Source organism: Bacillus sp. FSL K6-2819, from assembly GCF_038008305.1.
Classification (GTDB): domain Bacteria; phylum Bacillota; class Bacilli; order Bacillales; family Bacillaceae; genus Bacillus; species Bacillus amyloliquefaciens.
In genome coordinates, this window is sequence record NZ_JBBOYV010000001.1 from 3493718 (window position 1) to 3517478 (window position 23761).

24 protein-coding genes and 2 pseudogenes are annotated in these 23761 nt (G+C 44.6%); 12 read left to right on the forward strand and 14 right to left on the reverse strand.

The window, feature by feature from the left end; genetic code table 11:
- Nucleotides 1-10 precede the first annotated feature (10 nt).
- The 4 genes from MHH91_RS18225 to MHH91_RS18240 are packed head-to-tail and all read left to right on the forward strand — an operon-like array spanning nt 11 to nt 3990.
- On the forward strand, nt 11-1504 hold the full coding sequence (locus tag MHH91_RS18225) for a sugar ABC transporter ATP-binding protein (protein ID WP_013353833.1): 1494 nt from the start codon (nt 11-13) through the stop codon (nt 1502-1504).
- A complete protein-coding gene (rbsC, locus tag MHH91_RS18230; protein WP_013353834.1) occupies nt 1494-2465 on the forward strand; it encodes a ribose ABC transporter permease RbsC in 972 nt (323 codons plus the stop codon). The genes MHH91_RS18225 and rbsC overlap by 11 nt, the downstream gene beginning before the upstream one ends.
- A gap of 13 nt (nt 2466-2478) precedes the next feature.
- On the forward strand, nt 2479-3396 hold the full coding sequence (gene rbsB, locus MHH91_RS18235) for a ribose ABC transporter substrate-binding protein RbsB (protein ID WP_014471113.1): 918 nt from the start codon (nt 2479-2481) through the stop codon (nt 3394-3396).
- Between the two features lie 60 nt (nt 3397-3456).
- The gene (locus tag MHH91_RS18240) at nt 3457-3990 is read left to right on the forward strand and encodes an SH3 domain-containing protein (protein WP_013353836.1); all 534 of its coding nucleotides are present in this window, start codon (nt 3457-3459) and stop codon (nt 3988-3990) included.
- 125 nt (nt 3991-4115) lie between these two features.
- On the opposite strand, the gene MHH91_RS18245 is transcribed toward MHH91_RS18240, so the two are convergent.
- The 3 genes from MHH91_RS18245 to alsS form a co-directional block, all read right to left on the reverse strand.
- A complete protein-coding gene (locus MHH91_RS18245) occupies nt 4116-4640 on the reverse strand; it encodes an NAD(P)H-dependent oxidoreductase (protein ID WP_014472317.1) in 525 nt (174 codons plus the stop codon).
- 101 nt (nt 4641-4741) lie between these two features.
- Nucleotides 4742-5509, reverse strand: coding sequence for an acetolactate decarboxylase (gene budA / locus MHH91_RS18250; protein ID WP_013353838.1), 768 nt, complete (start codon nt 5507-5509; stop codon nt 4742-4744).
- Between the two features lie 60 nt (nt 5510-5569).
- A complete protein-coding gene (gene alsS / locus MHH91_RS18255) occupies nt 5570-7282 on the reverse strand; it encodes an acetolactate synthase AlsS (protein ID WP_041481680.1) in 1713 nt (570 codons plus the stop codon).
- 156 nt (nt 7283-7438) lie between these two features.
- Here alsS and alsR point away from each other — a divergent pair, with 156 nt between their 5' ends.
- Together alsR and MHH91_RS18265 are read left to right on the forward strand one after the other, a co-directional pair.
- Nucleotides 7439-8347 carry an acetoin biosynthesis transcriptional regulator AlsR gene (gene alsR, locus MHH91_RS18260; protein ID WP_014471118.1) on the forward strand — a complete coding sequence of 303 codons (909 nt, stop codon included), beginning with the start codon at nt 7439-7441 and terminating at the stop codon, nt 8345-8347.
- Nucleotides 8348-8545: 198 nt separating this feature from the next.
- Nucleotides 8546-9877, forward strand: a complete 1332-nt coding sequence (locus MHH91_RS18265) for an arsenic transporter (RefSeq protein WP_014472318.1) — start codon at nt 8546-8548, stop codon at nt 9875-9877.
- A 46-nt stretch (nt 9878-9923) separates the two neighbouring features.
- Here the strand turns inward: MHH91_RS18265 and MHH91_RS18270 are convergent, their stop codons facing one another.
- From MHH91_RS18270 to MHH91_RS18280, 3 genes are all read right to left on the reverse strand, one after another.
- On the reverse strand, nt 9924-10598 hold the full coding sequence (locus MHH91_RS18270) for a hypothetical protein (protein ID WP_013353842.1): 675 nt from the start codon (nt 10596-10598) through the stop codon (nt 9924-9926).
- 40 nt (nt 10599-10638) lie between these two features.
- Nucleotides 10639-11514, reverse strand: a complete 876-nt coding sequence (locus MHH91_RS18275) for a DUF6897 domain-containing protein (RefSeq protein ID WP_013353843.1) — start codon at nt 11512-11514, stop codon at nt 10639-10641.
- Nucleotides 11515-11637: 123 nt separating this feature from the next.
- Nucleotides 11638-12732 (reverse strand): CotH kinase family protein, encoded by a 1095-nt coding sequence (locus MHH91_RS18280; RefSeq protein ID WP_013353844.1) that lies wholly within the window; start codon nt 12730-12732, stop codon nt 11638-11640.
- A gap of 140 nt (nt 12733-12872) precedes the next feature.
- Here MHH91_RS18280 and cotG point away from each other — a divergent pair.
- The 3 genes and pseudogenes from cotG to MHH91_RS18300 all read left to right on the forward strand — a co-directional run bounded on the left by cotG (nt 12873) and on the right by MHH91_RS18300 (nt 14823).
- Nucleotides 12873-13524 (forward strand): annotated as a pseudogene (gene cotG / locus MHH91_RS20865) (spore coat protein CotG).
- Nucleotides 13525-13695: 171 nt separating this feature from the next.
- Nucleotides 13696-14316 (forward strand): flavin reductase family protein, encoded by a 621-nt coding sequence (locus tag MHH91_RS18295; protein ID WP_014472322.1) that lies wholly within the window; start codon nt 13696-13698, stop codon nt 14314-14316.
- 162 nt (nt 14317-14478) lie between these two features.
- A complete protein-coding gene (locus MHH91_RS18300) occupies nt 14479-14823 on the forward strand; it encodes a hypothetical protein (RefSeq protein ID WP_013353847.1) in 345 nt (114 codons plus the stop codon).
- An 11-nt stretch (nt 14824-14834) separates the two neighbouring features.
- On the opposite strand, the gene ggt is transcribed toward MHH91_RS18300, so the two are convergent.
- On the reverse strand, nt 14835-16412 hold the full coding sequence (ggt, locus tag MHH91_RS18305) for a gamma-glutamyltransferase (protein ID WP_013353848.1): 1578 nt from the start codon (nt 16410-16412) through the stop codon (nt 14835-14837).
- Nucleotides 16413-16619: 207 nt separating this feature from the next.
- Between ggt and MHH91_RS18310 the strand changes: the two genes are divergently transcribed.
- From MHH91_RS18310 to chrA, 3 genes are read left to right on the forward strand one after another with little or no spacing between them, the layout of a single operon-like run.
- A complete protein-coding gene (locus MHH91_RS18310; protein WP_013353849.1) occupies nt 16620-17096 on the forward strand; it encodes an Lrp/AsnC family transcriptional regulator in 477 nt (158 codons plus the stop codon).
- Nucleotides 17097-17109: 13 nt separating this feature from the next.
- Nucleotides 17110-17700, forward strand: a complete 591-nt coding sequence (locus MHH91_RS18315; RefSeq protein ID WP_013353850.1) for a chromate transporter — start codon at nt 17110-17112, stop codon at nt 17698-17700.
- Nucleotides 17697-18233, forward strand: coding sequence for a chromate resistance efflux protein ChrA (chrA, locus tag MHH91_RS18320; RefSeq protein ID WP_041915591.1), 537 nt, complete (start codon nt 17697-17699; stop codon nt 18231-18233). Before MHH91_RS18315 ends, chrA begins: the two co-directional genes overlap by 4 nt.
- A 30-nt stretch (nt 18234-18263) precedes the next feature.
- On the opposite strand, the gene MHH91_RS18325 is transcribed toward chrA, so the two are convergent.
- The 7 genes and pseudogenes from MHH91_RS18325 to MHH91_RS18355 form a co-directional block, all read right to left on the reverse strand.
- Nucleotides 18264-18917 (reverse strand): hypothetical protein, encoded by a 654-nt coding sequence (locus MHH91_RS18325; protein ID WP_013353852.1) that lies wholly within the window; start codon nt 18915-18917, stop codon nt 18264-18266.
- Between the two features lie 160 nt (nt 18918-19077).
- Entirely contained in the window at nt 19078-19563 is a 486-nt protein-coding gene (locus MHH91_RS18330) for a hypothetical protein (protein WP_013353853.1), read from the reverse strand.
- Nucleotides 19564-19835: 272 nt separating this feature from the next.
- Nucleotides 19836-20276 (reverse strand): SMI1/KNR4 family protein, encoded by a 441-nt coding sequence (locus MHH91_RS18335; protein ID WP_013353854.1) that lies wholly within the window; start codon nt 20274-20276, stop codon nt 19836-19838.
- 5 nt (nt 20277-20281) lie between these two features.
- Nucleotides 20282-20407: pseudogene (locus tag MHH91_RS18340) on the reverse strand (hypothetical protein); the annotation flags it as partial.
- A 144-nt stretch (nt 20408-20551) separates the two neighbouring features.
- A complete protein-coding gene (locus MHH91_RS18345) occupies nt 20552-20761 on the reverse strand; it encodes a hypothetical protein (protein ID WP_014471123.1) in 210 nt (69 codons plus the stop codon).
- Nucleotides 20762-21298: 537 nt separating this feature from the next.
- Nucleotides 21299-21850 carry an SUKH-4 family immunity protein gene (locus MHH91_RS18350; protein ID WP_013353856.1) on the reverse strand — a complete coding sequence of 184 codons (552 nt, stop codon included), beginning with the start codon at nt 21848-21850 and terminating at the stop codon, nt 21299-21301.
- Between the two features lie 4 nt (nt 21851-21854).
- Nucleotides 21855-23756, reverse strand: a complete 1902-nt coding sequence (locus MHH91_RS18355) for a T7SS effector LXG polymorphic toxin (protein ID WP_014472326.1) — start codon at nt 23754-23756, stop codon at nt 21855-21857.
- Nucleotides 23757-23761: the final 5 nt, after the last annotated feature.

Here is a 23761-nt window from a genome sequence, read left to right on the forward strand (position 1 = left end):
GGGATCCAGCATGCACATCGGCATGACAGACATTCATAAAGCCTTCGGGAAAAACCAAGTGCTCTCCGGCGTCTCATTTGAGCTTCTGCCGGGAGAAATACACGCTTTAATGGGAGAAAACGGAGCGGGCAAATCGACTTTAATGAATCTGCTCACCGGGCTGCACCGGCTTGACAAAGGAAATATTACGATAAACGGAACAAATATGAGCTTCTCCAATCCAAAAGAAGCCGAAAAACACGGAATCGCCTTTATCCATCAGGAGCTGAATATATGGCCGGACATGACGGTGCTTGAAAACCTCTTTATCGGTAAAGAGCTGACGACGGCATTCGGTGTTTTGGAAACGAAGAAAATGAAAGCGCTAGCAAAATTACAGCTTGAAAAACTGGGTGTCTCACTGCCTCTTGATCGGGAAGCCGGACAATGTTCCGTCGGACAGCAGCAGATGATTGAGATTGCCAAAGCGCTGATGACAAACGCCGAAGTCATTATTATGGACGAACCGACCGCGGCGCTGACCGAACGGGAAATCAGCAAGCTGTTTGAAGTGATGACGGCGTTAAAGCAGGACGGCGTATCAATCGTCTATATATCGCACCGAATGGAAGAAATTTTTTCAATTTGTGACCGGATCACGATTATGCGGGACGGCCTTACTGTCGACACGGCGCATATTAAAGACACCAATTTTGATGAAGTGGTCAAAAAAATGGTCGGGCGGGAGCTGACCGATCGATATCCGACACGTACACCGTCACTCGGCGATAAGGTGCTCGAAGTAAAAAACGCCTCAAAAAAAGGAAGCTTTTCACAGGTCAGTTTCCATGTGCGCGCCGGAGAAATCCTCGGTGTTTCCGGCTTAATGGGTGCCGGACGGACAGAAATCATGAGGGCGCTGTTCGGAATTGACCGGCTCGATTCCGGAGAGATCCGGATTTCCGGCCGAAAAACCGACATTCGGAATCCATATGATGCCATCCGTAAGGGACTGGGTCTGATTACAGAAAACCGCAAAGATGAAGGGCTGCTGCTGGATACGTCCATTCGTGAAAACATCTCATTGCCGAACCTGACCAGCTTCTCTCCGAAAGGCATCATTGACCGAAAACGCGAGGCGGAGTTCGTTGAGCTGCTCATCAAAAGGCTGACGATTAAAACCGCGTCTCCGGAAATCGCGGCGCGGCACTTATCAGGAGGTAATCAGCAAAAAGTCGTCATCGCCAAGTGGATCGGTATCGGTCCAAAAGTTCTCATCCTCGATGAACCGACAAGGGGCGTCGATGTAGGCGCGAAACGGGAAATCTATTCATTAATGAATGAACTGACCGATCGCGGAGTCGCCATCATCATGGTTTCTTCCGAGCTGCCGGAAATCCTTGGCATGAGTGACAGAATCATCGTCGTCCATGAAGGCCGCATCAATGGAGAAATCAATGCGGCCGGCGCAACACAAGAACACATCTTGACACTTGCCACGGGAGGGCAGCAGAATGAAAACTGAACCAATGACACCAACTGAACAAAAGCGTTTTTCCATTCATACCTTCACGCAAAAACTCGGTCCGTTTCTCGGCTTACTGATTCTTGTGTTGATCGTTTCTGTGTTAAACCCGAGTTTTCTTGAACCGCTCAATATTCTCAACCTTCTTCGGCAGGTTGCGATTAACGCACTGATCGCATTCGGAATGACATTTGTCATCTTAACGGGCGGCATTGATCTCTCTGTCGGAGCCATCCTCGCCTTATCAAGCGCATTAGTCGCCGGTATGATGGTATCAGGCATTGACCCGATCTTAGCCGTCATCCTCGGCTGCGCGATCGGCGCCGTACTCGGTATGATCAACGGTTTCTTAATAACAAAAGGGAAAATGGCCCCGTTCATAGCCACTTTAGCGACAATGACCGTCTTTCGGGGACTGACTCTCGTCTATACGGACGGAAATCCGATTACGGGACTCGGTACAAACTACGCTTTTCAATTATTCGGGCGCGGGTATTTTCTCGGCATCCCCGTCCCCGCCATTACGATGCTCATTGCATTTGCGGCCCTATGGATTCTTCTCCACAAAACACCGTTCGGCCGCCGGACATACGCCATCGGCGGCAATGAGAAAGCGGCGCTGATATCGGGAATCAAAGTACCCCGTATCAAGATCATGATCTATTCTCTGACAGGTTTATTATCGGCGCTGGCGGGAGCGATTCTGACATCACGCCTAAATTCCGCACAGCCGACGGCCGGGGAATCATACGAGCTGGACGCCATCGCAGCGGTTGTTCTCGGCGGAACGAGTTTGTCCGGCGGACGGGGGCGCATCATCGGAACGCTGATCGGGGTTTTGATTATCGGAACGCTGAACAACGGTTTGAACCTTCTCGGCGTATCATCTTTTTATCAGCTCGTCGTCAAAGGAATCGTCATTTTAATCGCGGTGCTGCTGGACCGCAAAAAATCGGCATAGTAGGAGGATCATTATGAAGAAAGCCATCATCGCGATTGCGGCATTATCACTGTTTTTGCTGTCCGCCTGTTCACTTGAACCGCCCCAATGGGCAAAGCCGTCAAACGCAAAACATAAAAAAGAATTTACAATCGGACTGTCCGTCTCCACTTTGAATAACCCATTCTTCGTTTCATTAAAAGAAGGCGTTGTAAAGGAAGCCAAAAAACGCGGTATGAAGGTCATCATTGTCGATGCTCAAAATGATTCATCAAAACAGTCGAATGACGTAGAAGATCTGATCCAGCAGGGCGTCGATGCACTGCTGATCAATCCGACCGACTCATCAGCGATTTCAACCGCCGTCGAATCGGCAAATTCCCTCGGCATTCCTGTCATTGCGCTTGATCGTTCAGCCGAACACGGCAAAGTCGAAACGCTTGTCGCCTCTGACAATGTCAAAGGAGGAGAGATGGCGGCCGGCTACCTCGCCGACCAGCTCGGAAAAGGCGCCAAGGTGGCAGAATTGCAAGGGGTTCCGGGTGCATCGGCGACTCGGGAACGCGGAACGGGCTTTCATCATATTGCCGACAAAAAGCTGGATGTCGTAACGAAACAAGCGGCTGATTTTGACCGCACAAAAGGATTAACCGTCATGGAAAACCTGCTTCAGGGCCACCCTGACATCAAAGCCGTGTTTGCCCATAATGATGAAATGGCGCTCGGTGCGCTCGAAGCGATCAACAGCTCAGGCAAACACATTCTGGTCGTCGGTTTTGACGGAAATAAGGATGCGATTTCTTCCATTAAAAACGGGAAGCTGACAGCCACGGTCGCCCAGCAGCCGGAACTGATCGGAAAACTGGCGGCCGAAGCGGCGGAACAGGTGCTAAAAGGAGAAAAAATCAAAAAAACCATTTCCGCTCCATTGAAACTTCAAACGCAAAAGTAACCGTCTGATGTTTATACTTCCGGAAAAACGTGAAAGGAAGAAGTAAAAGGAGAGATAGAGATGAAGAAAACAGCCAAAGCGGCATCCATCCTGACTCTTGCAGCGGGAATATCAGCGGCTTCCGCTGCCGGAATAACGCCTCTTCCCGCGACACACGCGCAAGAAGCGGTCAAGATTGACGATCTGTACAGCTATCCGCTTGATTCTTATCTCGTTTCCGCGGAAGCATTGAACGTCAGAACAAAAGCATCAGCAGCCAGTCCGAAAGCTGATATCCTTCATTTAGGCGACAGCTTAAAGGTTGTTTCATTCCCGAGCGCTGACTGGGCAAAAGTTCATTATAAAAACGGAAAAACAGGATTTGTATCTACTCATTATATTGTTAAAGAAGCAACCACCGTAAAAACAACGGCAAAAACTAAAGTATTTACAGAAAAACAAGCGGTCAAAGCTTCCCTTGCTAAAAACACGAGCGTTTCTTTCTTAGGCTGGAAAAAAACAGCCGGCGGCGGCATTGATTTCGGCTGGGCGCTTGTCGATTACGGCGGCGCAACGGGATATATCAGCACAAAAGATCTGCAAAAACTGACATAATATCAAAACGGATTTCGCAAATTCAGCGCGAAATCCGTTTTTTTCTTTCTGACAGTCAAAAATGTCGGGGATTCGAAATATTTCTCAGGAAATATTGTCGGATGAAAACGAATCGGCGGCTCATTTTAAAATGATTTCTTTATGTAAGCAGCCAGACGTTTGGCATTGTCATGAATATCCGTCGCATCCGCCCCATTTACACCGCACAGCGCGAAAGCCGGCAAATAGGTCATACCTGTAAAATTAGCCATTGCCTGAAACGGCCTTAACAGCTCGCTCAATGTAAAGTGATTGGACCCTCCTGCCTGGTATGCATCCTCTCCGGCACCTACGGAAACTGCCAGCATCAATTCTTTGCCGTGCAGCGCCTTTCCTTTGGAGCCGTAGGCCCAGCCGTACGACAGCACATGATCCATCCATGTTTTTAAAAGCGGAGGCGCACTGTACCAATACAGCGGAAATTGAAATACGATTCGGTCATACTGTTCACACAGATGACGTTCTTTTTCCGCATCGATTTGCCCGTCCGGATATTCTTTATAAAGCTCACGGACCGTGAGTTCATCATGTTTTTTTAATTCTTCTGTCCATGCCTTATTGACCGCTGAGTTCTCCATGTCAGGGTGAACCGCTAATACCAATACTTTCACAGCTACCACACCTTTCCCTTTTGTCTGTATTTTACCTAATCATTGCCGATTCAGCCAAATAAAAAGAAAGCCCCGAAGAAAAATGGGCTTTCTTTTTTCATTTATTCAGGGCTTCCTTCGGTTGTTTCAATATCCTTCGCGAAATTAGGATTATCTAAATTTGCGTTGAAAAAGTCCGCCGTATTCGGAAGCTTGAGGTTCATGTTCATTTTTTGAGAAATGGTCACTTTGCAATCATTAATGACATAGTCAAACACATGCCCGCCGGAATTGCGCCCTTCATCAATGAAGTGCAGGTGATATCCGGAAACGGCGATGCCGTTTGCGTAACCCGGTGTCCAGAAGCCGGCGATCGTTCCCTGAATGTCGTCAAAGTTGAACACAGGCTGTGTTTTCACCGCTTCGATCATCGGAACGTACGGCTTCTCCTGACGCTCTACCGTTCTGGTCTGCACCTTTTTAAATACGCCGTCTAAACGGATCGCATAAAATAAGTTTTTACTAGGCAGAAGGCTGGCGATTTCCTGCTCGAATTCTTCACGGGTCATTTCGCCGTCGATCGTATGCGTCATATCCGGTGTGAAAAATGTGAAGGAGCAGAATGGTGACAGGTCTCCGCTTTTAACAGGCGTAGCCGTTCCGTCGCCGCGCAGGCGGTAAAATTGTCCGTCAAAACCGATTAATTCGCCGTCCAGTTTGTTGAAAGTGCCGATTCCGAAATCACCGAACTTCGGAATGTCAGCCATATCAAAATCTCCGTCATATACTCCATCCAGCAGAGATGTCATAGTTGATACTTGATAAACCTGATCCTCAGGTGAGCCTTTGTCTCCGCGGCCCATCACTTGGATGTCACTTGCGTTTTTCATATTCCCTTCACTCCTTTTAAATTGGGCTGTTTTAGTAAACAGATCATGGTGCGCAGAGTGCTAGAGAGCTTTTGCTTTCATTTTTTCTTTGAATTGCTTCGGAAGCATGTCGCTTGATAAATGGACGTTGTCACTGTAATCGACAGGAATGTCGATGATGACAGGACCCTCTGTGTTCAAGCCTTTTTGCAGCACGTCTGCCAGCTGTTCCGGTGACTCAACGCGCAAGCCGGTGGCGCCGAAGCTTTCTGCATATTTTACGATGTCAATGTTTCCGAAATCTACGCATGATGTACGGTTATATTTTTTCATTTGCTGGAATGCGACCATATCATATGTGCTGTCATTCCAGACAAGGTGAACGATCGGCGATTTTAAGCGGACCGCCGTTTCCAGTTCCATTGCCGAGAACAGGAATCCTCCGTCTCCTGAAACGGATACGACTTTTTCACCCGGATTCACCAATGTGGCGGCAATCGCCCAAGGAAGCGCTACGCCCAATGTCTGCATGCCGTTGCTGATCATCAGCTTCAGCGGCTCATAAGCGCGGAAGTAACGGGACATCCAGATGGCGTGAGAGCCGATGTCACAAGTAACGGTTACGTCGTCATCAATTGCGCTGCGCAGTTCTTGGACGATTTGCAGAGGATGCACTCTGCCGGATTTATGGTCGCTTGGAGCCTTCTCGCTGTCAGAGAGTATTTGTTTTAATTCGTTCAGCACTTCACGTTCACGGCTGCCCATATCAAATCTCACCGCGTCGTGCTCAATTTGTTTGACCGTTGCGGCGATATCGCCCAGTAATTCTAATTCCGGCTGATACGCATGATCGATATCGGCCTGAATTTCGTCAAGATGGATAATATCACGGTCGCCGTTTACATTCCAGAACTTCGGATCGTATTCAATCGGATCGTAACCGATCGTTAATACGACATCCGCCTGTTCAAGCAGAAGATCGCCCGGCTGGTTGCGGAACAGTCCGATCCGGCCGAAATATTGGTCTTCCAGTTCTCTGGACAATGTGCCGGCCCCTTGGTACGTTTCCACGAAAGGCAATTTTGTTTTAGCAAGCAGTTTGCGGATTTGTTTTACCGCCTCCGGTCTTCCGCCTTTCATGCCGACTAACAGAACGGGAAGTTTCGCCGTCTGGATTTTCGCGATAGCCGCACTGACCGCTTCTTCCGGTGCAGGGCCTTGTTTCGGCACCGGCACGCTGCGTACGTTTTTCACAGTTGTGATTTCATTCACAACATCCTGCGGAAAGCTCACAAAAGCCGCGCCGGCCTGACCTGCTGACGCTGCCCTGAAGGCGTTTGTTACCGCTTCTGGTATATTCCCTGTTTCCTGTACTTCTACACTGTATTTTGTGATCGGCTGAAATAGCGCCGCATTGTCCAATGATTGGTGTGTCCGTTTTAACCGGTCTGCGCGAATCACGTTTCCCGCCAGTGCAACTACCGGATCACCTTCTGTATTAGCCGTTAACAAGCCGGTCGCCAAGTTGGATGCCCCCGGGCCTGAAGTAACGAGACAAACGCCAGGTTTTCCTGTCAGTCTTCCGACAGCCGCTGCCATAAACGCAGCGTTCTGTTCGTGACGGCATAAAACCAGTTCAGGTCCTTTATCTTTTAACGCATCAAATACTGCATCAATTTTTGCACCCGGAATGCCAAAAACATGTGTGACACCTTGCTCCACTAAGCAATCAACAACAAGCTCCGCCCCGCGATTTTTACCAGAGGTTTTTAGTTCATTTGTTGCTTTTGCCAACACCCTCACTCCTTATTATGCATATTAAATATAAAATTTTAAGTAATTTGTGATATTATTCACTATACACTCTTTGGAAATTGACCTCCAATATCAATTCGCCGTATGATTAATATGTTTCACGAATAATTAACAAAGGGAAAGGAATGGATAAGGATGGAGCTTCGCCATCTTCAATACTTTATTGCCGTTGCCGAAGAACTTCATTTCGGCAAAGCTGCGCTTCGGTTAAATATGACACAGCCTCCTCTCAGCCAGCAGATCAAACAGCTTGAGAAGGAAGTCGGCGTGACTTTATTAAAGCGCACGAAACGGGTTGTAGAGCTTTCAGCTGCCGGAGAAAGTTTTTTAAAACACAGCAGAAACGCGATCGAACAAATTGACAAAGCGATTGAAATGGCGCAGAGGACCGCACGGGGAGAGCTCGGCCGCCTTGTCGTCGGTTTTGTCGGCTCGGCCACATATGAATTTCTGCCGCCGATCATTCGGGAATTCCGTGAAAAGTTCCCTTCCGTCAAACTGGATCTGCGTGAAATTTCCTCTTTCAGACAGCAGGAAGAGCTTCTGAAGGGAAACATTGATATCGGCATCCTTCATCCGCCTTTACAGCATTCGGCTTTACATATGGAAAAGGTGCAGAGCAGTCCTTGCATTCTGGCTTTGCCGAAGCAGCACCCGCTTACCGCCAAACAGACAATCGATATTCAGGATTTAAAGAACCAACCGATTATCACACTTGCGAAAGAAACATGGCCGACTTTATACCTGGAATTTGTAAACTTTTGCGAGCAGGCGGGCTTCAAACCGAAAATCGTTCAGGAAGCGACGGAGTATCAAATGGTGATCGGGTTGGTAAGCGCCGGAATCGGTGTGACCTTCGTACCTTCTTCAGCTAAAAAGCTGTTTAATCTCGAAGTCGCCTATCGCGACATCAATCAGGTTCAGCTTACCGCCGAATGGGTCATCGCCTACCGAAAGGACAATCAAAACCCGATCCTGAAACATTTCTTGGAGATTATGAATAAACGCCAGGCTTTATTGCAGGCGGATAAGGAAAATGCATAAAAAAAGAGGGCGCCGAAAAGCAGCCTCTTTTTTTGTGTGCTTATATGGAATTTTATTAAATTAGTAGAAACGCTCAGTACACCTTTCGTCCTGTACTCGTATACATACAGTACAACTGATCAGGAGGGATAAAAATAACGGGGCGGCAATGGCCCATTCAAAAAGGAGGCAGAACACATTACACATATTAGCGTCATTTTGACCCTGATTTCTTTCTTTGCGACTATTATTTTTATATTTTGGAGACCCGGGGGAATAAATGAAGCCGTTCCGGCAGCGCTGGGCGCCATTCTCGTATTGTTAAGCGGAACCGTTTCCTTTCATGATTTAGGAGATATAGGGTCAAAAGTCACCGGAGCATCCATAACCATTATCTCCACAATGATTATGGCGATCGCGCTGGAAAGCTTCGGTTTTTTCAATTGGGCGGCAGCCAAGCTGCTCCATCGCGCCAGAGGGTCAGGCATCCGGCTTTTTTGGTTAACCAACCTGCTTTGTTTTTCAATGACGCTCTTTCTGAATAATGACGGCAGCGTTTTAATTACCACCCCTATTTTACTATTGGTATTACAGTATCTCGGACTTAAAAGACATCAAAAAACGCCGTATTTAATAAGCGGTGTATTAATCGCAACGGCAGCAAGCACCCCGATCGGCGTCAGTAATATCGTCAATTTAATTTCTCTCAAAATGATAGGCATGGATCTTTATTTATACACCAATATGATGTTTATCCCCGGTACGCTGGGACTGGTGTTTATGGCCTTTCTGCTGTTTGCTGTTTTTTACCGCCGCTTGCCGAAGCAGCTCCCCGATATTCCGGTTCATTTTGATTCGCTGGAACACAAAAGATATCATCCGCTTCAGCCTCCGCCGGACCTGACCCAAAACAGCCGCACAAACATCATGTTTTGTGTTTTGGCATTTGTATTGTTAGTACGGATCAGTCTGTTTGCAGCTTCTTACATCGGGATATCCGTTTCGCTTGTGGCAGTCATCAGTTCAGTCATTCTGCTTGGCTGGAGATGGTTTTATTTAAAAATCAGTCCGGCAGACTTATTAAGAAAAGCGCCCTGGCATATCTTTGTTTTTGCCTTCACGATGTATATTATCATGTACGGCCTTCATAATATCGGACTGACCGCATTGCTTGTGCAGTATATTGAGCCTTATGTCTCACAAAGCATCGCCCACGCAGCATCTATTATGGGAATTGCTACATCCGTCCTCTCCAATTTGTTCAATAACCATCCTGCCTTAATGATCAGCACCTTGACATTAACTGAAATGTCAATCGACCCTTTAACCGTTAAAATCATTTATTTGGCTAATATTATCGGCAGTGATATCGGATCATTGCTTCTGCCGATCGGGACATTAGCCACACTTATCTGGATGCATATCACCAGACAGCACGGCGAAAAAGTCTCTTGGTCGGAATATATAAAAACGACTATTATCGTTGTCCCTCTCACCGTTGTGTTTACCATTACCGTTTTATTTGTTTGGATCAGTTGGATTTATCTTTAGCTCCGATGAAAAAAACTGCCTGCTGTATAAGAAGGCAGTTTTATCTTTATGGGAGGTGCATGGTTTTTAAATGATTCAATTTCCAAAAAACAGTATCTCCCTCTGCATTGGTCAATTCAAGGATATTAGCCGAGACGTCCTGTAACAATCCCACTTTATTCGGTATATCTCCTAAGTCCAGAATAATCAATTTGCCGATATATTTTTTTAATTGCTCCTCAAAATTCCGGACAAGGGGCACATTAGCGGGAACAACCGGAAGCTCTGAGCTGTTTAATGTATACGGCGTCTGCTCATTGGAGTAGGGTGTCAGCCATTTCAAATGATTCATCGAAATGAAAAGCGTCTTATAAACCGGAGAGAAGAAAACGAAATAATCGTTTAGAACACTTGTCACATACCCATGAATGGAACGGTCTCCTGTCACGAATATTTCTGTAAATCTGCCTTTTATATGCTGGAGGGTATTTCGATAAGAAAATGAATGTTCCTGTTTTTCAGGATGCGGACTTTCTATTCTTGTGCACGCCCCTTGATTCTGATCGTCCGGCCGCGTCAAAGTCATCCGCTGCAGATGCAGCAGCGGGATATAAAGAAAAGTCCGGCCGTCATAAATCACAATGATATCATGACCGATATCCAAAAGAGTTCCTGAAAATGTTGTATTTCCCGATATTTCAATATCGACTTGTTTATCAAGAAATCTGCTTAATCCAGCCATTTCATCCCCCCTCTCCCGCGTTTACGGACAATCTTTCCGGTCACTTACGGCCGCGTTTCCACCGATAATCTATTGTTCTTAATACAGTGGCGTAACTATAAGATTCATCTTCATCCCGTTTTGAGGATCGATCCTCTTTTGATGATCTTTTCGATTTTTCAGAGGAAGTATGCTGCTCCTCATGTGATTCCTCTTCAGCACACTCTTTCTCACCTTGATTCTCGTCTTTATTCTCCTCTTTTTTAGCTGCTCCTTTTGCCCCCGCGCTGATACTCTTGATATGAAGCGGATGGATTCGCAGCACTTCTTTATCTTTCACAAGAGTATAGTGGCCGTCGGAATTATCCACAAGTATACCTTCAACGGCTTCAGGACCGCCGCGGTTGATAGAAACCCATTTGTGGATCAGGCGTTTAAATATGCCGTGAAAATCATCAGCCATTTCAAACTCTGTACGCTCATCCTCTTGCTCATCTTCATCTTCTTGTTCCGCGCTGATGCTTTTGACATGGTCGATGTTAAAATATACAATTCCATCATCTTCCGTTTCCAGCACAAGAAAATCGTCCCCTGTTTCGTGAAGCTTTCCTTTTTTCGATTCCGGGCCTCCCTGGTTCAACTGCACCGTGCGATTGGCCATTCGTTCGATCAGTTCTTGGAAATCATCGGCTTTTTCGCATTCTGCCGACTCGGCCGGCGATACTGTCTCACTCGTATTTTCCGTTACACTTTTCACGTGCTTCCATTGATAGTAAACGATTTTATTATCAACCTGAAGAGCGATATAATCCGATTGAATATCTGCCAATCTTCCTGTTTTGGACTCCGGGCCCCCCCGGTAGACAGTAATCACTTTTCCTTCCATCGCATGCAAAAAGTTATCATCAGACCGATGCCGATTCGTATTGCGTTTCATCTATTGTCCTCCTAGTCATATTTCTCATTAATGTCAAAACATAATGCATATATACGTATCCCGATTCTTTTCGGGAACTGGTTCACCAGCCTATTTGTAAAAAAATTTCTCTTCTTTCCAAAATCAAATATTCCACTGCTTTAGCTCACTGCTGATGAAGGCAGACCGCTCCTTAATGTATTCGCAAATCACATCAGGCTCACGGTCAAAGCGGTCAATCTCATCTTTCTTATAAGGATCCTTCGCGACAAACGGCCTGATCTGTTCATACAGAGACATGACCTTTGGTTTCATATGTTCAATGGTAAACCGGGTCTGAAGCGTCTCTTCCAAAAGCTGTTTGTACGCTTTACGGAAATACGGTTCATCCAGAAGCCTAGCAGTCAAGGTATTAAACCCTTGTATTCTGACATAATCGGCATCCATCCGATCCCCGTGAATGTCTCTTCCCCACGTCGCGTCGTAATCCCACGGAATGACTTCAAAAAGCCCCGTTTCATGATTCCGGTACAAGGCGTAATTATGAACAAACCCATCGTAGTTAGAGGTAAACACGACGCCCGCAAGCCACCGCAGATACTTATCCGCGTCCAGGTGTTTGACAATCTCACCCTTGAACTCCGACTTCGGCACGGTATTAATTTTATAGATCATATCCTGCAAGTAAAAATCGTCTTCTTTCGTTCCCGTTTTCTTTTCATAGCCAAGTTCGAGCGATGTTTTCGTATCCCGCTCGAGATCACTGACAAGGGAAAAATTGGCGTCATCATCAACCGCGTAAAAAACGGCGCCGTCCGCCAGATTCCGTTTCGCCAGAAAATATTCATCCACTGACTCCAGCTCAAGGTATACTCCCTCGTATTTGCCGTTGATTTGCAAGGATACGAAATTCGCCTTCGGTGACAGTGTCCCAAGTTCCGCGAAGAAATCGAGAGACAGTTTATTCCGCATCATCGACGGATCTTTGTACTCAGCGTTTAAATGTATTTCTTTCGCCCTGCGGAATGTTTTCGGCGAATAAAACGTGATATGATACGATTTTTTCTTAAAATCTCTTATATGAGAGCCGCGGTACGCCAGATCAATGTCAAGCCGTTTTTGATTAACTCTCAGCACCGCGGGCACCGGATCATCATCCCAAATGTCTTTTTTCAGCTCCCACAAGTCTTTCGGGTGAATAAACAGCTGGTATTGAGGCAATGTTGATTGGTCCTTCACCTGTAAACCTCCCTGTATTAATTTAGGCTGTGCTTTTTATATAAAACTCAGCGGAACACACATACACTTTTTTCTTCCATGCGTACTATGTGGTAGTAAGGATCGCATCCTTAAAACATATATCAAGAGGAGGTTTCAAAATGGGCCACTATTCCCATTCTGATATCGAAGAAGCAGTACAGTCCGCAAGTACCGAAGGGTTGAAAAATTATTTGTACCAAGAGCCGCACAGCAAAAAAAGCGGTAAGAAGAGAAAATCTCGCAGCCATAAAAAATCTCGTTCACACAAAAGATCTCGCAGCCATAAAAAATCCCGTTCACACAAAAGATCTCGCAGCCATAAAAAATCTTGCCGTTCACACAAAAGATCCCGCAGCCATAAAAGATCTCGTTCTCACAAAAGATCGCGCAGCCATAAAAGATCTCGTTCTCACAAAAGATCACGCAGCCAGAAAAAATCGTGCCGTTCTCGCAAAAAATCACGCAGCCGCAAGAAGTCATGCCGCTCTCACAAAAGATCACGCAGCCAGAAAAAATCGTGCCGCTCTCACAAAAGATCACCAGAAAAAATCGTGCCGCTCTCACAAAAGATCACGCAGCCAGAAAAAATCGTGCCGCTCTCACAAAAGATCACGCAGCCAGAAAAAATCGTGCCGCCGCAAGAAAAAGCGCACTCAGAAAAAACCGTACCGTTCTCATAAAAAACCCAGCCATAAAAAAGACGATTACTGCAGCAAAACAGAGTACTGGAAAGACGGAAATGTTTGGGTTGTAAAGAAAAGCTACAAATAATCCCCCAACAACCTAACACCATGTAAATAGGCTGCCGGCTAAACGGAAGCCTTTTTTCCTCAATCAGATATATGCCACGAGATAAGATATGCAGCCGGGTTTCTTTTGTTGTGTTTCCGAATTTTCTTTCGGTATAATCAGGTCATACGAAAAAGAAAGGCGGCCGAAATAATGCATATCTTACGAGCAGACGAACTGAACGCAAAAGACACCTACAAATTGCTTTCCGGCACTGTAGTTCCCCGGCCGATTGCGTTTGTCACTACGCGTTCATCTATCAACGGCGCCGTAAACGCGGCGCCCTTCAGTTTTTATAACGTTGTCTCCGCAGATCCGCCGCTTCTTGCCATCTCAGTAAGCCGCGCGGACGGACGGCAGAAAGACACCGCGAGAAACGCACTCGCTCATCGGGAATTCGTCGTGCATGTGAGTGATGAGTCCATTATTGAAGACATTAACAAAACGGCGGCAAGGCTTGACCCTGATGTCAGTGAGCTTGGCATGACAGACCTTTCTGTGACAGACAGCGCTTGCATCAGTGTTCCCGGTATAAAAGAAGCGAAGGTCAGGTTTGAATGTATACTCGAACGCCACCTTCCGTTTCAAAATGACAGCGGAGAAACGACAACAGATCTCATCATCGGCAGAGTCGTTTGTTTTCATTTGAATGACCAAGTATATGACGCCGATAAGGGCTACATACGGACGGATGAGCTGCAGCCTGCGGCGAGACTCGCGGGGAATGAATATGCCAGACTCGGAAATACATATACACTCGTCCGCCCGACCTGAAACAGAACCTAATATAATAGAAGAAACTAGTCAAAAAGACCCCTTTTAAAAGGGGTCTTTTTCAGCCATTTACCGTTTAACACAGCCTAATGTCTTATAGAATATTGAAACTTACAATGTCCTCACCCGTATGAAACGAATGACAAGTTTCAGGAGGAGACCATGGATATCATTCATTTACTGATTTTTTCAGCCGTATTTGTTTTGTTCAGTCTCATGTTTCAAGTGTTTGCCGTCAACGTTCTCGATTTGCCAAAGCCTGTTAAAAATCAGAATCCGATAAACGGCACACATCGATTGATCGAAATGTCACTGCTTATTACAGGCACCGCAGCAGTGACATTTTTCAATGAATTGTACGTATTTGCGGGAGTTATTTCTATGTTTTTTTGCTGCAGCGGCTTAATGAAATGGCGGCACCGGCAGGAGAAAAAGCAATATTTGTACGATTCGTTTTACGCAGGTCTTCCCGCCGCACTTGGCGTGCTTATTTTTTTCATCCGTTAGCGGGTCATGCTCTATACTCCTGCGGCCGCTCCGTCTCCGCGCGGGTCGGTTCCGCCTTGGAGAAAGCCTTCTTCATCAATGACGATCGCTGCTGCGTGTCCCATGAGTTTGTCAAAATCGCCAACGGCCTCAACGCGGTGGCCGCTTTGCTTTAATGCTTCCCTCGTTTCGGGGCTGATTCTGCTTTCGACCCTCAACCCTTCGTACTCCTCGCCCCATGTCCGTCCCCAGACCCAGCGCGGCTCACTGACAGCCTGCTGCGGGTCCATTTTGTAATCAATGATGCGCGTAATCACCGCTGTCTGCGTTTGCGGCTGGCCTTCCCCTCCCTGGGTTCCGTATAGGATGTGCGGCTTTCCTTCTTTAAAGGCCATCGCCGGCATGAGTGTGTGGAACGTCCGCTTGCCCGGTTCAAGTGTATTGACATGAGACTCATCCAGTGAGAAAAATGACCCGCGGTTTTGCAGCAGAATGCCCGTATCCCCCGCAGTCACGGCAGACCCGAACTCGAAATAAAGGCTCTGAATAAAGGAAACGGCATTTCCTTCCGCATCGACGACGGCAGCGTAAGCGGTATCGCTTCCGACCGGCCGGCTTACCGCCGGCGCAGCCGTGTAACCGATTTCTTCCGCCAGCTGCTTTGCATACCGTTTATCAAGCAGTCGATCCAGCGGAATATGAGAAAACGCGGGATCAGTCAGCACTTCATTCCGGTGCTGAAAACTCTTTTTCAGCGCCTCGATCAGCAGATGATAATATTCAAAGGAGCCGTGTTCAATCTGGGTAAAATCATAGTTTTCCAATATATTGAGCGTCATTAAGCCTGTAAAGCCCTGTGAATTCGGCGGAGCCTGATAGATGCGGCACCCGCGGTAATCAGAGGATACCGGGTCCGACCACTCGCCGCGATGGGCTTTAAAATCTTCAAGTGTCAAATGCCCGCCGTTGTTTTGCAGAAATGATATGATGCTTTGAGCGATATCCCCTTCGTAAAAAGCGCTCCTGCCTTTTTCGGCAAGCTGCTCCAAGCTGGCCGCCAGATCCTTTTGGACAAACCGCTCGCCGGGCATGGGCGATTTTTTGTTTCTCGTAAAAATGGACGAGGTATACGGCATCGAAGCTAAAAGAGCGAGATTGCGTTCTGTGTGGGCGCACTGATCGGCTGATACCGGAAATCCGTTTGCCGCATAATCAAGGGCAGGCTTCAGCACCTCAGCTAGAGAAAGACGCCCGTACGCCGAAAGCACGGCATCCCAGCTGTCCGCCATTCCCGGAACGGTAATGGCGCTTTCTGTCCCGCGCAGAGGTATCGCTTCTCTGCCCCGATACAAGTCTCTCGTCACCTGCATTCCTGAACGGCCGCTCCCGTTATATGCTTTCATCCTGCCCGATTCTTGATGATATGTAAGCCAAAATGAATCTCCGCCAAGCCCCGTCATATGCGGATACACGACTGCCAGGCAGGCGCTGACCGCCACCGCCGCATCAAACGCGTTGCCGCCCTTCTCGAGAATGCCGGCACCCGCCTGAGAAGCAAGATAATGCGGACTGACGACCATTTGTTTCGTTCCGATGGTTGAAGTATTCATGACAAGCCCCTTTACAAATTTTCTCAATTATAAAAAACGGCACCGCTGGGCATCTACTTTACTGGAAGAAAATCTCACACACTATTTACTTTCCGAAAAGAAATGATCTTAATCTATTACTTATCGAAAATAATTGAAAAATTCTCCTTCATTCCGTAAGATTTCATGATACAATAGTATCTGCCAAATGAAGGAAGGTGAAACTGATTGGAACATGAGTACAGCATTCCGAATCTTGTACTTGATGAAACGGATAAACATATTCTCTCGATTCTGCACGAGGAAGGGAGGATTTCCTATACAGACTTAGGAAAGCGGGTTAATCTGTCGCGAGTGGCGGTTCAGCAGCGCATCCAGCATTTACTGGATGCCGGCGTGATTGAAAAATTCACCGCCGTCATCAACCCGGCGAAAATCGGACGTCACGTGTCTGTGTTTTTTAATGTGGAGGTGGAGCCGCAGTATTTGGAGGAAACAGCATTAAAGCTTGAACAGGAACCCGCCGTGACAAGCCTTTATCATATGACAGGCCCGAGCAAGCTGCATATGCACGGCATTTTCGCAAATGATCAGGAGATGGAAGAGTTTTTGACAAAACGGCTCTATACGCAAAAAGGCGTCGTCAGTGTCGATTGCCAAATGCTGATCAAACGGTATAAAAGCAGAACGGGCATGAAGCTGTAAGGAGGACACGGCAATGAAAAACCCCTATTGGGACATTACGGCGGCGATGGTGCGGACAGGCATACTCGGATTCGGGGGCGGCCCGTCCGTGATCCCGCTCATCCGCCATGAAGCCGTCAATAAATACAAATGGATAGATGATGATGAATTCGGGGAAATATTAGCGATCGCAAATGCGCTGCCGGGTCCGATCGCCACTAAAATGGCTGCGTATCTAGGCTTCAGGCTAAAAGGCACGTTAGGCGCAATCGCGGCAACCCTCGCCCACATTCTCCCTACATGTCTCGCTATGGCGGGCTTGTTTACCGCTGTAAATGTGTTAAGCCATTCAGCGGTTGTTGCCGGCATGATCGGTGCCGTCACACCGGTGATTGCGGTAATGCTTGGTATCATGGCATACGAATTTGGACAAAAAGCGCTGAAAGGTTTCGGCTGGGTCACCGGCATCCTGTTTTTCATCGTCGCTTTTATCGGTCTGCAAACGTTACAGATCAACCCCGGCCTTGTCATTATCATTTTTTTAGCGTACGGTGCGTTTCATTTTAAATTGAAAAACAAAATCACAAATAAGCATTCAAAAGATAAAGGAATGTCGTCCCCATGATAATGATCTATATATTTATGGCGTTTTTTATCGCAAACCTGCTGGGATATGGCGGCGGGCCTGCGTCTATCCCGCTGATGTTTGAAGAAGTCGTCAACAGATACAGCTGGCTCACAAACGATCAATTCTCAAATATGCTCGCACTTGCGAACGCATTACCGGGCCCGATCGCCACCAAAATCGCCGCGTATGTGGGCTACAGTGCAGGCGGATGGCCCGGCTTTCTGATCGCGCTGATCGCAACCGTCGTACCGTCGGCGCTTGCATTGATCGTCCTGCTGCGCATCATTCAGCACTTCCGCCAATCACCCGTCATCAAAGGCATGACGCTGTCCGTCCAGCCTGTCATTGCAGTCATGATGCTCATTCTTACCTGGCAAATCGGCGCAGACGGCATCAAAGCGATCGGCTGGGTTCAATCAATAGTGATTGCGGGGATTTCCCTCCTTGCCTTGACAAAATTCAAGATGCACCCGGCATTTTTGATTATCGCGGCGTTTTTGTATGGAGGCCTTGTGATCCCTCATTTATAAAGAAAAGCACCTGGGCAGGTGCTTTTTTATTTAATATTCATTTTTCATTTCTTTCATAAAAATAAGATCCAATTGTGTAATTAAATCTTTAAGTTCACTACACATAATATCCTCAATAGGATTTACCCAATCTTCGTTTTTTATAAGTTCAATGCCATAACTGCCGGTTGGATCCCCTTCTGGGTACCACCCTACGTCAAGCAGTAAATTTTTTGTCTTATGAGAAACCTGGAGGAGATCTTGATTAAAGTCAAATAACCAAGCATCATCATTTGCCTCTAGAGTCGTAGGATCAGTATCTTTTAATGTAATATAATCAACAGTCCAGCCAGCCGGTATCTTAAGCCTTAAGAAATTGGGAACCTGTTGACTTAGAGGCTGCAAATCCTCTAAAACCCCACTGCCAACACTCCAGATCTGATATTCTAGCTCTTCTAATAAATGCTCTATTTCATGAAAAGATTTTTCTTCATAAATCTTATCTGTTTTTAAGCCCGCTACTTTGACATGGTATTGATCATTTTCATATACTGCCTTAATAACAGCATTACGTTTTTCATTTTGTAGTTCTAGTAGTTCATATTTTTCTTCCGTTCTTTTTTCTGAGTTTAAATTGTTCAGTATTACAGACCATCCATTACAGATTTTTAGTGGCTGCAATTGAGAAATTTGATCTCTGTACATCCTGATTCTCCTCCATTCCAGTAAGAAGTTTAAACTATTCTAATATATCAGTAAACAAGGCTTCTACTTATGTTAATCTCCTGTTGAAAGGCTGTATACAATGAGAAATAAAAATGCCATTCCTTGGTGTCTATAGACTGACGATTCTTGAAAACCTCTCTTAATCTTTATTCATAGCGATAAAAGTCCCGTTAGGATAATCACCATTCCAACCACACGGAAAATAACCCGCTTTATAAATTTCAAAAACTTTTTCAAAAAAATTATTTGTATTACCATTAATTGCTCTATTAATAGCACAATTGTTTAGGTCAGCTACTATATCCTCAAAAAAGGCATTATATCCAGTAGAAGCACTTCTGATGTTTTCAGAAAAAATATCTAATAACGAGTCTATATTTTCCGGCTTTTGATTATCTTCTAATTCGTAAAAACGCCCCCATACTTCACTCATCTCAATTTCCCTTATATCTTTCCATGTATATTCGTCTTCTCCATATACTTCTTCATAAGCCAAGTATTCAGCCTGTTTTTGATCATTAATTATTTTAATAAAATTAGATACATTAACTGATTTTATAGGTTTGAAGGTTTTTGAAAATTCAATTACCTCTTCTGCTAGATTATGATATTTCCCAAAATTCATTACTTGTTATGCCACCTTCTGTACTCCACATTGTTATCCTATCCGTAAAAAAACTTGCCGATGACAACACGGCAAGTTTTTAACTATAGCAATTCTAATTATAACAGTAAACAAGGCATCTCCTAATGTTAATCCCGTGTTGAAAGGCTGTATATGCGGCAAGTCACTTCACTGTTAATTGTTCTGTAGCGTTTTAGTTTTTCTTATTGAAAACACATTTTTTTAAAAAAATTAGAATGACTTCAACAGCCAATCAAGGTCCATTAATTTACCTAATCCTCAATTAAATCGAGATAATATTTATCATTTTTCATAAGTTCTATTAAAAACTCTTCTAATGAATCTGCAATTTTTATATCATCATAATATATTGAATTATTTTGTTCATTGCCTAATTCAATTAGTAACAAAGCACTTTCATTTGCTTCAAAGAAAATCACTTTATCTTCTTCAAGTTCCTCATAAACCTCAATATCTGGATAAAATTCAAAATCATTAACTTTTAATCTTGCATCTCTGATTGAAGCAGGTCCAAGAATGCGGTTAATATTATATTCTGATTTTTTAAGAAAGCCGTAACCCACCTCAAGAAGAAACTGTCTCAAATCATAAGGTAGCCTTAAACCTAACTTATTTTCTACTTCTAAAATTTCATTCTCACTTACTGGATAAAATGTGTTCTCTTTGTAACTGTTAATAAAATCATATTTCACAATTATTTACCTCCTTTTCTGAAGGCACGGCCTGCCCAGCCGACGACCGGTATGAATCTGGCAGCGTCCATCGCTCCTGCTGTGACGCGTTCTGCGGTTGAGAGTTTTTCCCCAGTAACCGCAACGCAGCCTAAAGCCAACAAATTATTCAAAATTTATAAAACAGAAAACAACAATTCACCTATAAAAAAACCTTGAAAGGCTTCAGCAGCCAATCAAGGTTCGAAAATCAAACTTAATGCAGCATTTATCCTGAATAGTATTTTAATAATATCCTAAGATTTTTTAACTATACTATTAATACCTTCAAATATGATATCTCTCATTACTTCATTATTATTGTTATAATTTCTTTCATATTTAATTTTATTAAAAACCTGCTTTATAACTCCATCAATCATTATTGTTAACCCTTCTATTTCTTCTTCACTACCCTCTTTTTTAAAATTTTCATTTAATATTACCAAGCTATCATCTTTTGACATTCCCTTTATTCTCTTTCTCATTAAAAATTTTGTCTATATAATTAATATCATCAATAATCCAGTATCTATCCTATTCACAAATATAACTAGTAAAGTCTTCACGAATCCCTGTCCAATGATCAGGAATATAATTTTCAAAAGGTAATAACTCAGGATACAGCGAAAGAAGCATTTTTTGATTAAAGTCTATATATAATGATGGCCTTAATTCTAGAATAGTACTTTCATAATCCTGATGTTCAACTAACTTCTTTAATTCTGAAGACGGGATAATATAATCAGTATATTCTTTTAAATATAGACGATAATTCTCTTCATTATCCCATTATTTTAGCGCTGTTCATATTCAAAATAAATTGTATTCCAATTTATAGTTGGACTATCAGTTAACTTATACTCTAGGTTGAGATAAACTAGATCATCAACATTAACTATATTAAGAGAAAAAACATCCTTTTAAGTAGATAATTCGACTCTTAGTTTTCATTTTAATGGGAACTAAGCAGACATCAGTCGGTAAGGTAATAGCGCTCTTCATTATTCATATAAATTTTCTATTTCAGTACCCCAAAAGCTTCCTTCTCTTGTGCAATTTGAGTCTACTCTTTTGAGTTCTTCTTTTAACCATTCGATTACATATTCCGGAATATCATTATCAATAAATGCATCCTCACCATTTATGTGTATAGCCTTGTCAATCATTTCTGAGAAAAGCAATATACATTCTGCAAATTGATTTATTGAAGAGTTAATAAAAACTTCTTTATATTCATTACCATTATCTAAATAAACGATTCTCTCGTTGTTTTCTATAATACAAATTGGATCTCCGGAACCAGTAGAACCTAACAACCAATATTTTTGAAACCCTTCCGACACATCAAAGATACTTGTAATTGGCTTAAATGACGCTGGAAAGGAAGTAAAATCTAAATATGGCGGAGGGGATTCAGGCAAACCTCCTAAAGAAATAAATTTTTTAAATCCCTCCGAAAAAGGAGTCTCTACTAAATCATCATATGGAAACGTTAATAACGGACCATTTTTATTAACATCCCAACTTCGATTAAATTCTTCGGGTAATAACATCGTGTCACCTTCCTGATTCTTTTCTGAATGTTTCTAGTCTATTCGCAATTTCATCGTCTACTCCAGTAATTCCCCATTCTTTTTCAATATTATGAATACCACCATATCCAGGGTGCAGGCTTTTAGGTAGAGCTGCGGCCTGGCCTCCTTCCCCAATATGATGATGTCTCATTGGGTCTTTTAAATAATCTGCATACTGTGGAAAATGTTTTATAAATTGTTCATCAACTACTGGGACTCTTCCTCTTTTAATCTTAGCAGTATTTTCAGCACTCCAAAACTCAGGATTACTTTTTAGTAGCGTGTTAAAAAACTTTTTCGCATTTCGCTCCCAGCCAGCCGCATTTGTCCCAGATTTTCCCTTCCCCTTAAAATTCATCTCTACTACAAGCCTAGGATCAATTAAATACTTATTTTCGTAGTTTGAAAGTTCTCTGCCCTTATAGCCTCTAATTCGATCGTATTTACCGTCATTATTCCATTTAGCCGCCATCTTCACAATCCCAAGATCCTTAACAGCAGCCGTTTCCACATCTATACGGACTGTTGGGAATCCGAACGTGAATCCATCAGTCGTTACCGGGCGTTCTGCGTACACGCGGACATTTGTCGGGACTTTGAATTGTTTTGCTTTTTCTAGTGTTTTGTTTGCTTTTTGGACTTTTGAATGGGTTGCAAGCGGTATGCCTTTGTTGACATGCTTCGCCATCGCCCCGGCTCCAACCAAGCTCAAAGCCGCTTCCAGCGCCCCTTGCTTGCGCTTCTCCTCAGATACTTTGTTTCCAAACATATCTTTGCCTGTGACCGCTTCTGAGAATCCGTTTGAGGCAACGAGGCCGTATGCGCCCATTTCTGACATTTTGAGAATGTCTAAGGATTTGCCTGCTTTGTAGGCGTCTAAAGCATGTTCTGCGGCAATGACAGTTTTTCCGGTTTTGTAAATGGCTTTTCCGCCTTTGAAGGCGCGGCCTGCCCAGCCGACGACCGGTATGAATCCGGCGGCGGCCATTGCTCCTGCTGTGACGCGTTCTGCGGTGGAGAGTTTTTCCCCGGTAACCGGATCAACGCCTTCTGCTGCTCTTTTATAATCATAATAGCCAGTGACTTCTCCAGTAAAGTTGCAGATGCCATCCCATGTTTTCTCGTACCATGGTTTATTGGCTTCTTCTTCAGCCTTTTCCTGAAGCTGTCTTGCTTCGGCTTGCTGGGCTTTCGCATCGATATATGCTGTTCCCTGTTTTTCTGTTTCAATGACGCTTTTGTAGATTTCATTGCTGTGGAAGGCTTTTTTGTCATAGTACATAGGGGATGCGCTTTTTCCGTTGCTGGTGGCCTGCATGAGTACGGAATATTTGCTGAGCACTGCGTTGTCCAGTGATTCTAAGTTTTGATATTCAGTGCTCAGGGATTCATCAAGCTTATCGACTGCCGTGATCGTGTCACGTCTGGTTTTCTGGGCATCGCCCATTTTATCTGCGTAGTCATCAAGTGAATACGAGTCGAGATGAATAATATCGCTGATGCCTGACAAAATCGAATCGATTTCTTGTTTATGAGCGGAGACAATCTCTGAAGCTTTCAAGTCCGCGTTAGCCAGCTCGTGCTCCAAAAATGAAGTCTCCACATATGAATCACTCAGTTCTTGATCTTTTATGTCACCTGAAATGCCATTTAAAAACGCAATTTGAGCAGAGACAAGCGTCAGCCAGCTGTCGGCGATTTCCGCTTGCCCCTGAAAGAAATCCTTTATATTGTCTGCGCCTTTCCCTTTCAAAGCATCGCCGAGATCAGCCATGCCTTGAAAGGATTGTTTGAGCGCATGCAGCTGCTCTTCAAGAGCTTCGTATTGTTTCTTTCTCTTGTCTGCTTCATCCGTTAACGATTGTGATTCAAACACTTTGCTCATCGGCA